This is a genomic window from Gordonia sp. PvP123 (assembly GCF_040547295.1).
Lineage (GTDB): Bacteria > Actinomycetota > Actinomycetes > Mycobacteriales > Mycobacteriaceae > Gordonia > Gordonia terrae.
In genome coordinates, this window is record NZ_JBEPPN010000012.1 from 59151 (window position 1) to 71639 (window position 12489).

General features: G+C 70.4%; 7 protein-coding genes. 2 read left to right on the forward strand and 5 right to left on the reverse strand.

Features of this window, described 5'->3' with window-relative positions; translation table 11 throughout:
* Positions 1 to 6: 6 nt before the first annotated feature.
* The 4 genes from recD to ABIC25_RS21320 are packed head-to-tail and all read right to left on the reverse strand — an operon-like array spanning position 7 to position 9305.
* A complete protein-coding gene (gene recD, locus ABIC25_RS21305; RefSeq protein ID WP_354563053.1) occupies positions 7 to 1914 on the reverse strand; it encodes an exodeoxyribonuclease V subunit alpha in 1908 nt (635 codons plus the stop codon).
* The gene (locus ABIC25_RS21310; RefSeq protein ID WP_354563054.1) at positions 1911 to 5291 is read right to left on the reverse strand and encodes a UvrD-helicase domain-containing protein; all 3381 of its coding nucleotides are present in this window, start codon (positions 5289 to 5291) and stop codon (positions 1911 to 1913) included. Before ABIC25_RS21310 ends, recD begins: the two co-directional genes overlap by 4 nt.
* Positions 5288 to 8767, reverse strand: coding sequence for an exodeoxyribonuclease V subunit gamma (gene recC, locus ABIC25_RS21315; protein WP_354563056.1), 3480 nt, complete (start codon positions 8765 to 8767; stop codon positions 5288 to 5290). The genes ABIC25_RS21310 and recC overlap by 4 nt, the downstream gene beginning before the upstream one ends.
* Before the next feature lie 31 nt (positions 8768 to 8798).
* Entirely contained in the window at positions 8799 to 9305 is a 507-nt protein-coding gene (locus ABIC25_RS21320; protein ID WP_354563058.1) for an acyl-CoA thioesterase, read from the reverse strand.
* A gap of 134 nt (positions 9306 to 9439) precedes the next feature.
* On the opposite strand from ABIC25_RS21320, the gene ABIC25_RS21325 reads away from it, so the two are divergent.
* Positions 9440 to 10045 carry a GNAT family N-acetyltransferase gene (locus ABIC25_RS21325; protein ID WP_004022142.1) on the forward strand — a complete coding sequence of 202 codons (606 nt, stop codon included), beginning with the start codon at positions 9440 to 9442 and terminating at the stop codon, positions 10043 to 10045.
* 170 nt (positions 10046 to 10215) lie between these two features.
* Positions 10216 to 11739 carry an NAD(P)/FAD-dependent oxidoreductase gene (locus ABIC25_RS21330; RefSeq protein WP_101821459.1) on the forward strand — a complete coding sequence of 508 codons (1524 nt, stop codon included), beginning with the start codon at positions 10216 to 10218 and terminating at the stop codon, positions 11737 to 11739.
* A gap of 19 nt (positions 11740 to 11758) precedes the next feature.
* On the opposite strand, the gene ABIC25_RS21335 is transcribed toward ABIC25_RS21330, so the two are convergent.
* Complete coding sequence (locus tag ABIC25_RS21335) at positions 11759 to 12487, reverse strand: urease accessory protein UreD (protein ID WP_239399284.1); 729 nt, start codon at positions 12485 to 12487, stop codon at positions 11759 to 11761.
* Between the last annotated feature and the right edge of the window lie 2 nt (positions 12488 to 12489).

The window sequence follows — 12489 nt, forward strand, 5'->3', positions numbered from 1 at the left end:
GTGGGTTCACGGAGACGGGGTGGGTGTGCCGGAAGGTGGCGACCATCGATCATCCCGGTCGTCGAACGGCGTGACCGTCGATCGCAGACCACTTGCTCGCTGCACGCGACGGTCGACCGCTGCGGCGAGCACCTCCGGCGTGCCGACGATCCGCACGTGTTCGCGGGCACGGGTGATCGCGGTGTACAGCAGCTCGCGGGTGAGCAGCTCCGAACCCGTGGGCGGGAGGATCACCGTCACCTGTCGGAACTGACTCCCCTGACTGCGGTGGATGGTCATCGCGTGGACCGACACGACGTCGGCGAGCTGCGTCGGATGCAACAGTCGCACCGTCCCGCCACGCCGGAAGGCGACCCGGACGGCGTCGACTCCGGACATCCGTCCCTCGGGGTCGGCGATCACGACTCCCGTGTCGCCGTTGAAGGTCGAGGTCTGCCGGTCGTTGGCGGTGACCAGGATCGGCTGTCCCGGATACCATCCGGCGAGTTCGGCACCCGTGGTACCGAGCCACTCGGTGATCCTGGCCGACCACCCTCGGACTCCGGACGATCCCTCCCGATGCGCGCACAGCACGCGGTGGGCGTCCAGTGCATCGAGCGCAGCTGCGGCATCGGCACGGCGGGCGGCAACACGCAGCGTCCTCCCCCACTCGACGAGATCGGCGCGTACATCGTCGAGCTCGTCGGGAGCCACGAGCTCGACATTCGGGACGTCCGCTGCCGCCACGAGCCTCAGGACCTCGTCGGCGTCACCGGAATTCACGGCGGCGGCCACTCGTGAGATACCGCCGCCGAAACGGAACTGCCGACGCAGGGTGATGACGCCGTCGGCGAGCTGATCCCTGTCCGCCGGGTCCGGTTCGTCGTCGGCATCCGCGCCCACCGCCTCGAGCGCGGTCCACGACACCGCCATGGCGGTTTCCGAATCCTCCTGCGCCCCGGTCACATCGGTTCGTTCGACGAGATCGGCGAGCACCGCCCCCGCCTCCACCGAGGCGAGCTGATGCGGGTCACCGACGAAGAGCACCCGCGCGTCGGGTCGGACGGCGTCGAGCAGGCGGCTCATCGCCGTCATCGACAGCATCGAGGTCTCGTCGACGACGATCACGTCGTGTGGGAGCGTACGTCCGCGGCCGTATCTCGGGTTGGCTCCCGGGCGCCATCCGAGCAGCGAATGCAACGTGACGGCGTGTGCCGTGACCGGGACAGTCGACTCCGCCTCCACCGAGGCCTGCAGCTGAGCCGCCGCGCGGCCGGTGGGCGCACACAACCCGATCCGCAGGCCGGGTCCCTGCAGCGCGTCCAGGACGGCGAGAATGCGTGCGACGGTGTAGGTCTTGCCCGTGCCCGGGCCGCCCGCCAGGACGGTGGTCCAGCGGGTCGCGGCCACCGCGGCGGCGAGCTTCTGCAGGTACCCGTCCTCGGGCGAGGTGTACACCGCGGCGATCGCGGCGCGCAGCGCGCCCGCGTCGACCACGGGCGAGGTCTGCGCACGCCGGGCCAGGGTGTCCCGGATCGTCTGCTCCTGCCGGAAGTACTTCTGAAGGTAGACCAGGGGGCCGTCGACGGAGCGCCGTACGACCAACGGACGCAACGGACCCGCCTCGCTGCCGGCCACCAGCGGGCTCTCGAGCAAGGCGTCGAGGACCGCTTCCGACGACGGGACCGTGAGATCCGGGATGGTTTCGCCGGCGAGCTCATCCAGCCGATCCAGCGCCAGGCACGTCGAACCCAGGCGCACGGCACGTACGGCGAGCGCGGCGCCGAGTCGCGCGGTCTCGGACACCGGCTCGGCGCACATGGCGACGAGACGATCGGTGATGTGCACGTCCGCGGCCGCCAGCACCCCGGCCTCGTTCCACTCGGCGAGCACACCAGTGGCCCATTCCGTCACCTGGACATCGGAAATGCTCATCGCGAAACCCCTGCCAGCGCGTCGGACAGGTCGACGACCAGCTCCGCGGGCAGCGCCCACTCGAACACGCCGCAACCGGGCGGCGTGTCCGGACCGGCCATTCCCCGCACGAAGTGGTACTGCACCGGACCGAGGTGCCGGACCGGATCGTAACTCGGTACACGCCATCGCAGATAGCGATGCAACGCAACGGAATACAGCATCGCCTGCAGTGGGTAGTGCGCGGCGGTCATCTCGCCCGCCATCGCCGTGGTGTCGAAGTCCTCGACGAGGAGGTCGCCCGGACGGATCCGGTTCGTCTTGTAGTCGACGATGACATAACGCCCATCCGGGGTCCGCAGCACCGAGTCGATGCTGCCCGTGAGGAACCCGCGCAGCTCCCGGGCGGGCAGTTCGCGGAGGTGTTCGGCGTAGTCCCGCAGCGGATCGTCGTCGGGCAGATGTCGGTCCAGGAGCTCGGCGAACCCACCCGGCGTCGCCCCGGCACCGCCGGGTGTGCGGTCCGACGGTCCCAGCGGGAGCTCGAAGTCGAGTTCGGCGAGGCGATCACCTGGTTCCACACCCCACAGGTCCCCGAACCCGAGTGGCGTGGTGAGAACGCCGACGAGCGCGGTGACCAGGGTGTCGGCGTCGATGTCGGCCGGCAGGACCCCGAGTGCGCGCGAACACAACTCGCGCACATGCGCGTCGATGTCGGGTGCCGAGGTGTCGACGTACTCCAGGACCTCGTGCACCAGGGTTCCGAACGCCGCACCGTAGGGCAGCCCGTTCATCAGCGACGGCGTACCGGTCCGTTCACCATCCGGGGCCTCGTCGATGTCGGCCGGGTCGACGGCCGGCTCGTCGTTCAGGATGTCCTCGGTGGGTTCGCTTCCGGTGGTGACGACCGGGCCACCGGGCGCTCCCGGCGCGCCGTGCGCGACGTCGGCGACGATGGCCGAGTACGACGTCCGACGCCATTCCTGATCGATGGCGCGCCGGAACCGCGCCACCCCGAGCGACGCTGCCTCGTCGACGGCCTGCGCCGGCGTCGTCACCCCGACGGCCTCGATGCGGCCGGCGGGCTCGACCGAGATCGCCGCGTCGCGTTCGGTCAGGGTGCGGAGCACGCTCACGCAGGTGGGGTCGTCGTCCGGGATGGGCACGTCGGAAGCGACCGCCCAGACCGACTCTCCGGTCTCGGACGGGATCCGTGTCGCGGTGTCACGCCCGAAGATCAGCCGGTGCAACGGTCCACTCGTGGTGTTCATCGACGGCGCCCACCACGCCACGACCTGCGACTGCGCCCGCGTCAGCGCCACGTAGAGGAGTCGGAGATCCTCGCCGGCGGTCTCCTCGGCGTACCGTTTGCGTCGGGCCGCACGCCCGGGGGCCTGCCCACCGCCGACGTCGAGCCGCCGCGTACCCGACTCGTCGTGGTAGGTGATGTTGCCGCGGTCGCCGATCCACGTCCCGTCCCAGCCATAGGGCACGTAGACGATCGGGAACTGCAGACCCTTGCTGGCATGCACGGTCATGATCTGGACCGCCTGGGTGTCACGGTCGAGTCGCCGGCTCTGGTCCTCGTACCGCTGTCGGGCGGACGTGTCCGTGATCCGCTCCGCCAGCCACTCCACGAGGCCGCTGAGTCCGGCCGAGGTCTCGACGACGTGCTTGTTGCACAGCGCGGACACCTGCAGGAGATCGGTGAGGACACGTTCGCCGTTCTCGGTGGCCAGCACCCGGGCGGCGACCCCGTGCGAATCGAGGAGCCGCTGTGCCATCGCGGCGAATCCGCCCTGCCCGAACACGCGTGCCAACGACGACATCTCGGCCCCGAGCTCGGCGATCTCGGGTTCGCCCGCGGTCGCCACCCGCTCCGTCGACCAGCCGAGGAGCGTCGTGAGTGTGGCCAGCCGCACCCGCTCGGCACGCGACGGCTGCTCGACGGCGCGCATCACCCACAGCCAGTGCTGGGCCGCGGTCGTGGAGAACACGTTGACCCCCGACCCGATGACGGAGTTGATGCCGCGCTCGGCGAGTTCCCGCTGGAGTGGCTCGATGGTGCTGTTGAGCCGCACCAGGATCGCGATGTCACCGGGGTCGACCGGGCGGGAGGTGCCGTCGACCTCGATCCTGGTCCCCTGGGCGAGTGTGTGTGCGATGTCGTCGGCGACATCGATCGCGATCCGGGTCCGGACGTCCTTCACCGAGGGCAGGTTGTAGGAGTTGCGCGACGAGAAGTCGTTGCGCAGGAACGCGCGGATACGCAACGGCGGGCGGCCGTCCAGACGGCTCCCCGGATGGGCGGCCGAGACCGGATGAACCACAATGCCCGGATGTCCCAGCGCTGCTTCGCCATACAGGTGACCGAGCGCGTCGACCAGGGCGCCGTCGGACCGACGGTTCACGTCGAGCGCCTGGAGGGTGTCGGCGGAGGACACCGCGGCGAGATAGCTGAGGACCTCCGCACCGCGGAACCCGTAGATCGACTGCTTGGGGTCGCCGACGAGGATGAGGCGACGGTGACCGTGGAAGCAGCGCCGCACGATCTCCCACTGCAACGGGTCGGTGTCCTGGAACTCGTCGACCAGGACGACGGTGAAGGTGTCGCGAATCCGCCGGCACGCGCGCTCGCCGACCACCGGGTCGGTCACGATCCGGTGCAGGATGGCCTGCAGGTCGTCATAGGTCCGCACCCGCGCATCGCGTTTCCGGGTCTCGACGATGCGGCGGACCGCGGAGGCGAAACTCACCCGGCGGGCGGCGACCGCGTCGGCGGCGGGCCCGTCGGTCGCCTCGGACTCGTCCGGCGCCAACGCGACCGACGCCTGACGCACCGCGTCGCGGGCGATGGCGCGGGCCTCGGAGAAGTCGAACTCCGGTGTGTCGCTTGCCCAGAAACCCCGGAGGTAGAGGTCCAGGGCCACTTCTTCGGTGAGCTCGTCGACCTCCTCGACGATCGAGTAGACCAGTTCGCGTTCACCGAGGAACCCGAGCGCCTCCAGCATCCGATTGCAGAACGTGTGGGTGGTCGCGATCGTCGACGCGTCGAAGTCGCTCAGGGCCCGGGCCAGATTGCGACGCCGCGCGGCGACCTCGTCCGGTGTGCCCTGCGCCAGCATCTGCAGCAGCGCGTCGTGACCGGTGTCCGCGCCCGGGCGGCCGAGCCCGTCGAGCAACTCCCGCACGCGGTCTCGCATGCGTTCCCGCAGCTCGGCGGTCGCGGCCCGACTGAATGTCACGAGCAGCATCTCCGAGATGGGTACGCCTTCGGCGATGTGCCGGGCGGCGAGACCGACGATGGCATAGGTCTTTCCGGTACCCGCGCTGGCCTCCAGGACCGTGGTGTGGTCCGGCAGGTCGGCAGTGATGTCGAACGTGGCCGGGCGTCTCATGTGCCCTCCCGATGCTGGTTGAGCGGCACCCACACAGTGCGCGCGAGGCCGGCGAACAGCGGTTCGCCGTCGGCCATCGGCAGTTCGACCCCGCCGAGCGTGCGAGGCCCGGAATCGACACCGCCGACCGTCCGGTCCTCGGGTGGCGGACAGGCGAGGAGGTCGTCGAATTCGACGTCGGCCAGCACGTCTCCGCCGAACGCCAACCGCACATGGGGGTCGCGCGCGGGACCGAATCTGTCCTCGAAGTTCCTGCGCGCGTTGGCCAGCGAGAACGTACTGCGCCGACCGGGACCGTCGTTCTCGACGAAGGTGCACGCGGGTTCGAGGGGCAACGGCAGCGGACGACGCAGACCCTCGTCGCGGAGTCGGACGAGGTCGTACAACAGCGGGACCGGGTCCTCGGGGCGCCGGAATCGCACGGTGCTGGTCCCGCCGCCGCGGGCGGCGCGCCCGACCAGGACCGCCGACTCGACCGACCCGGCCGCGTCGTTGCCCTGGGTCGCCGCGGCGGCGACCGCGAGCAGCGTGATCCACCCGCTGAGTTGCTGTTTGGCCTTGAGCTTGGAATAGGTCGCCCGCACCACCGCCGCCGGCCCGGAGTCGCCGAACACCTCGCCGACCGTCCCGTGCACCCGCCGCCCGTCGGGCAGACGGACCAGGATGTCCAGGGTCCGGGGAGTTCCCGACCGCAACGGCTCGACGACACCGTGCAGGCGTGTCACCGCCCGGGAGATGGCGCGGAGCTCGCGGGTGCCGAAGGCGAACGGGGGCAGGGTGCCGCGCCGGAGCTCGGCGGCCTCGCAGTCCGAGATGGGCACCCCGGTCAGCATCCGGGAGAGGAACCGGTCGCCGATCCCCCACTTGTCCAGCGGTTCGAGTTCGACGTCGAGCTGATCGTCGTGCGGCCGGTCGTCGTCGGGAATGCGGGCACCGAGCCGTTGCCGGATGAAGGCGACGATCGGATCGACATGGAAGTCGATGAGGGTGGCGAGGTCGATGTCGTCGGTGTCGAGGGTGCGTTCCGGCGCCGGGAGGACCTCGCGCGCGGCCACCACCGGGCGTCGCGGCGGCTCGCGCAGCGCCTCGGCGCCGGCGAGCATCGACGAATCGTGACTGAAGGGTCCCGAGATCCCTCGAACGCCACCGGGAGTGAAGTTCCGCGCGTCGAATCCGTGCAGAGAGTGTCGACGGACCGGGTCGGCGCCGGTCTGGCCGGTCAGTGTGTCGACGAGCTCGCTGACGACGACGGCGGGCGGGATCCGCCGGCCGGAGACCGGGTCGGCACCGCTGTAGAAGACGAGAAGTGAGTCCTGCGCGGCGCAGATCGCGTCGAGGAAACACTGCCGGTCCTCGTCCCGCGGATTACGTTCGCCCACCAGCGGATCCACCCCGAGGACGTCGTCGCCGTCGATCCGTTGGACGCGTGGGAAGACCTCCGCGTCCACCCCGAGCAGCACGATCACGCGGTGCGGCACCGAGCGCATGGGCACCATCGTGCAGACGGTGAGTTCTCCGGTGCGGAAGTTCGAGCGGGTCGGTCTGCCGGCGACCAGTGCCGCCAACAGGTCTCGCACGTCCGCCAGCCGCAGCACCTCCTCCGGTTCGACCGGCCGGGTGTCTCCGAAGGCCTCGCTCAGCATCCGGATGGCCTGGGCGCGTTGCCAATCGTCGGCGGGCTCGGTCGCCGTGAGCGACGACACGGCGTCGATGAGCGTCTCGGCCCAGCGGTGTGCGGGAGCTGCTTCCCGCAGTTCGGCCAGCACCCGACCCAAGCGGTCGAGGAACTCGTCGAACCGGCCGACGAGGTCGATCCCGGTGCTCTCGACGCCGGCCAGCGGCAGTGCGGTGCCGAGCCACTCGTCGTCGGCCTCCTCGGCGACGACACCGAGGGCGATCCGATCCAGACCGGCATCGAAGGTTCCCTGCCGGAATCGTTCGAGGCCGTACCGGGCCCGTTCGGCGACACCCAGGCCCCAGCGGACGTTGCTGTGCGCCAACCATTCCCGGATCAGGTCGAGGTCGTCGTCGGTCATCGCGAACCGGGTGCGTACCGGCGGGGCGCCGAGGAGGTCGACGACTTCGCCGGCGGTCACGCGACCCGCGGCCAGCTCCACGACCCCGACGATGACGTCGAGGATCGGGTTGACGTGACGGATTCCGCGGTCGGCCAGGCGAACCCGTAGATCGAAGGCGGGGTGCGGCAGACCCGCCTGGCCGAACGCGCCACGGATCAGCGGCGCGAACGTCTCGACATCCGGGCACATGACGAGGACGTCCCGCGGCTGCAGCTCCGGATCGGCCGCGAACAGATGCAGCAATCGGTCCCGCAACACCTCGATCTGGCGCTCGGGTCCGTGACAGGCATGCACCTCGACCGACGGGTCCGCGGTATCCGGGATGTTCGAGCTCGCCGAGGCGGCGGTGAGGTCAGCCGCGGGGGCCAGGTCGTCGCGGATCCCCGACTGCACGGCGTGCAGTGCCGTATCCGCCACAACCGGCTGCCGCGGGGCATGGTGCAGATCCCGGTCCACGATCGGGGCCAGACGCAGCTGCAGTTCCTGGAGATCCCGGGAGAGGCCGGCCAGCAACGGGTTTCGTAGTTCGGGGAGCTCGCGCTCCCCGCGCCGCGGCGGGACCCCCTCGCCGGCATCGGCATCGACGAGGGCGCCGAGTTCCTCCCACAACCGGGGACTCGGGTGCGGCACGAACAGGTGGACATCGTGGTGGACGGCCGCGGCGGCGGCGATCCGACGGAACGACTCGGTGATCCGGGTGGGCCCGAACACCGACAACCGTTCCGGCAGTCCCCCGGCTTCGGGGTCGGTGCGCAGGCGATCGCAGACGGCGGGGAGATTCTCCGCGGGATGCGGGCGGCCGATCTCGTCGCGGACCGCGCGCCAGAATGCGGGTTGCCAGGCGAGATCGTCCCGCAGGGGTCGACCGGCGCCGTCGAGGTCGTGACCGGCGGCCCAGTCGGCGATCAGGGACGGTCGCGACCGCCCGTAGCGGTCGAACAGCTCGGCCAGATGCCGTGCGGTGGCGTAGCGGCGTCCGATCCGGGGCGAGGAGGCGTCGCCGGCACCGATGTGCCGCGCGATGACGTCGAGAGCGGGATCGTCGATGCGGTCGTCGAGGACACGCAGGACCGGCCATGTCAGCTCGGCCGCGCGCCACGGGTCGTCCGGCGCGGTGAGCGAGGCGGCGGTGTGCAGACGGGTATCGCCGAGCACCGCGGCGCCGATCGCATCCGCAAGCCGGGACGGCCCGGTGAAGTCGATGTTCGCGGCGATACCGTCCTCGCCGGTCCCGGTTCCCAGCCGTCGCGCCAGATGCTGGGCGAGCCATCGCTCGACCCCGGCAGCGGGAACCGAGACGATCTCGGGCCGCATGGGATCGCCGAGCGGACGCGCCAGCACCTCGGCCAGCGCATCGGCCAGGGTGTCGGTGCGTTCGGCGCGGTGCAGGATCAGCATCGGGTGGGTGTGCCGGTCGGGCGCGGGCCGGTCAGCCCGCTGCGTTCGTCCGAGGTGTGTGGAACCGCACCGGTTCCCCGAGCCGCGCGGACAGCAGACCCCGCGCGTCGTCGGGGATGGGGGTCGGCCTGCCGGTGTCCGGGTCGACGACGACCATCGTGGTCTCGGCGGTGGCGCACAACGTCCCGGACTGGTCGAACAGGCGCAGGGCCATGACGAACGACGACCGGCCGACGCGTCCGATGCAGGTGCGGACGTGGACGGGGTCGAGCGCGTAGTGGACGGGCGCGGAGAACTCGATGTCCTGGCGTGCGACGAGGAACGAGAACTTCCGCGGCCGGTCGGGCATCCACTCGAAGAACGATCGCACGCGGCTCTCCTCGAAGATGCGCGAGATCTGCACGTTGTTGATGTGGTTGTTGATGTCCATGTCGCCCCAGCGCAGAGCGACCGGGATGTCGAGGTGATAGCCGGAACCGGCTGCGCGCGCGTTCGGATCGAGGGCGTCGGTATCGAGGGCGTCTGGGTCGAGGGCCACGGCGCAGATCTTAGTGCGGGACACGCGTGGGACGAACTGCAGGAGTCACCGTCATCCAGACCGTAGACTCACTCGCCGGGGCAGGACGACAAGCGAATCGGTGCGCGCACCCCCGCGCGCGGTGAGGGGCTCGGGTGAACATCGACACGGCACGGGCTCGTCTGCGCCCGGTGTCCGCGGTCGACGTCGACGAGCTCGTCCATCTCGACAGCGATCCCGAGGTCATGCGCTTTGTCAGCGGCGGCGCCGCGACACCGCGCGCCGTCATCGAGGAGTGGGTGGTGCCCCGCGCCGAGACCGAGCACCGGAGATACGGCACCGGCACCTGGGTGCTGTGCGACCCCGCCACCACCGCCTTCCTCGGCTGGATCTCGCTGCGCACCCCCCGCCACAGTTGTCGCGCGGAACTGGAACTGAGTTATCGCCTCCGCCGCACGGTGTGGGGTCGTGGACTGGCCACCGAGGCGGCGTTCGCCCTCGTCGCCTTCGCCTTCGATCACCTCGGGACCGACCGGGTGTTCGCGAGCACCGTCGCGCGCAACGCTTCCTCGCGTCGTGTGATGGAGAAGCTGGGCATGACCCTCTGCGCGATCCACCTGTGCGACGACGCGGCCGACTCGGCCGAACTGCTCACCATCCACCCGGACCGGGACCGGTCCGAGGTCGAATACGAGCTGTTGCGCGCCGACTGGCAGGAGCGGTCCCAGCGCTGGTCGGCGGCCGGTGGTCTCACCGCGTGAACCCAACACCCCTCTGGCCGCGCCCATCGGATCATCATTGACTACCGTTGAGAACATGCACGGTCGTACTCCGGCCCCGGCGCTACGCGGCTCCCCCGGGTAGCGCCCCCACCGGGTCCGCCGAAGTCCGCACGACCGTCGCCCAACGACCTAGAAGGAGATGTCTGGAGATGAGCAGCCCCGCCGTCCAGGCCCCCGCTGGAGCAGCCACGACCCGCCGGAAAGTGGTCATCATCGGTTCGGGCTTCGGCGGATTGTTCGCCGCCCAGCGACTGGCCAAGGCCGACGTCGACGTCACCCTGATCGCGAAGACCACGCATCATCTGTTCCAGCCGATGCTCTACCAGGTCGCGACCGGCATCGTCGCCGAGGGCGAGATCGCGCCGGCCACCCGCGTGGTCCTGCGCAAGCAGAAGAACACCGCCGTCCTCATGGGCGACGTGTTCGACATCAACCTGGAGGCCAAGACCGTGACCTCCCGGCTTCTCGAGCGGATCACGGTCACCCCGTACGACGATCTGATCGTGGCCGCGGGCGCCGACCAGTCGTACTTCGGAAACGACCACTTCGCCGAATACGCACCCGGCATGAAGACCATCGACCACGCCCTCGAACTGCGCGGCCGCATCCTCGGCGCCTTCGAGCAGGCCGAGCTGTCGCACGACCCCGCCGAGCGGGCCAAGCTGCTGACCTTCGTGGTCGTCGGCGCGGGCCCCACCGGCGTCGAGCTGGCCGGGCAGATCGCCGAGATGAGCGACAAGACGCTCAAGGGCGCGTTCCGCAACATCGACCCGACCGAGGCACGGGTGATCCTGCTCGACGCCGCGCCGGCCGTCCTGCCGCCGTTCGGTCCGAAGCTGGGCGGCAAGGCCGCGGCCCGCCTCGAGCGCATGGGTGTCGAGATCCAGCTGAACGCGATGGTCGTCGACGTCGACTACGACGGCCTGGTCGTCAAGGAGAAGGACGGCACCACCCGCCGCATCGAATCGCAGTGCAAGGTGTGGTCGGCCGGTGTCCAGGCCAGCCCGCTCGGCCAGCAGCTCGCCGAGCAGTCCGGTGTCGAACTCGACCGCGCCGGCCGCGTCAAGGTGCTCCCCGACCTCACCATCCCCGGTCACCCCGAGGTATTCGTCGTGGGCGACATGATGGCCGTCGACGGGGTGCCGGGTGTCGCGCAGGGCGCGATCCAGGGCGGCCGGTATGCGGCGGATGCCATCAAGGCCGAGCTCAAGGGGCAGACTCCCGACCAGCGCAAGCCGTTCAGCTACTACGACAAGGGGTCGATGGCGACCATCTCGCGGTACTCCGCGGTGATGCAGGTCCCGATCCCGGGCATCAAGAAGACGTTCGAGACCGAGGGTTACTTCGCGTGGCTCGGCTGGCTGGCACTGCACCTCGTCTATCTGGTCGGGTTCCGCAACCGGTTGAACACGCTGATCAACTGGTTCTTCGCGTTCACCACGCGTGGTCGCTCGCAGCTCGCGGTGACCGAGCAGCAGGTCTACGCGCGTACCGCCATCGGTCAGCTGTCGGCTCTCGAGAAGGCCGGGACCTCCTCGGAGTCGGAGTCGGAGTCGGCCAAGACCGATTCCGGGACCGTGGACTCGGCGTCGACCGGCCCCGAGACCACGGGTTCGGTGCCCACCGAGGGCAAGGACGCCGACGGCAAGGAATCCGAGGCCGAGGCGAGCTGAGGCGCTTCGGCACCGGCCGCTACTGCACCGGGACCAGTGATCTGATCTCGAGGTCGTCGGCCAGCCGCTGCGCATCGCTGACCGATGGTGCGAGCGCCGTCGTCAGGCTGGCTCCGCCGGCCAGCTGGAGCCGAGCGGCGAACTCCGTCGCATGCACCTCGCCCGACCGGTCGTCCGGGTAGCGAAAGACGCTGCTGGCCGCACGGTGGCCGGCCGCGCCGGCTGGGGTGCCGTGCCCCAGCGTGAGGCGATGCGCCAGCACCACCTCGCCGTCCACGTCCACCCGCAGTCCCCCGGTCCAGGCACCCGCCCGATCGCGGTCGGCCAGCGTCGAGTCCGTCATCGTGGCAGCCCGGCCTATCTGCACGTGCTCGTGCAGGTCGAGGGTGGCGCCGGACGCCAGGCGCACCGTGACGTCGGACCGATGCCGGGCACCGCCCGCGACGACGGTGGGTTGCGGGTCGAAGCGCAACCGGCCACCGTCACCGACCTCCATCTCCCACCGGGCCGACGAGTCGGCGCGGTCACGGGCGGGCAGTGCGATGGTCGCGGCGACGCTGCTCACCCGTAGGTGCGCGCCGGGTTCGACCTCGATACGGACCACGATCTCGTCGCCGCCCAACGGTGTCGCGGCCGTACCGATGAGCTGCACATGGCCGGGAGCGGTGACCCGCACGCCGAGGCCCCCGACCGCCCGGTGGCGCACACCGCGGTCGACGGTGGCGACGATGTCGACCTCGGTGCGCATGG

What these genes read in the sequence shown, in the direction of transcription:
- recD (WP_354563053.1), bottom strand. Translation starts at nt 1,914, where the DNA reads ATGAGCATTTCCGATGTCCAGGTGACGGAATGGGCCACTGGTGTGCTC.
- ABIC25_RS21310 (WP_354563054.1), bottom strand. Translation starts at nt 5,291, where the DNA reads ATGAGACGCCCGGCCACGTTCGACATCACTGCCGACCTGCCGGACCAC.
- recC (WP_354563056.1), bottom strand. Translation starts at nt 8,767, where the DNA reads ATGCTGATCCTGCACCGCGCCGAACGCACCGACACCCTGGCCGATGCG.
- ABIC25_RS21330 (WP_101821459.1), top strand. Translation starts at nt 10,216, where the DNA reads ATGAGCAGCCCCGCCGTCCAGGCCCCCGCTGGAGCAGCCACGACCCGC.
- ABIC25_RS21335 (WP_239399284.1), bottom strand. Translation starts at nt 12,487, where the DNA reads ATGCGCACCGAGGTCGACATCGTCGCCACCGTCGACCGCGGTGTGCGC.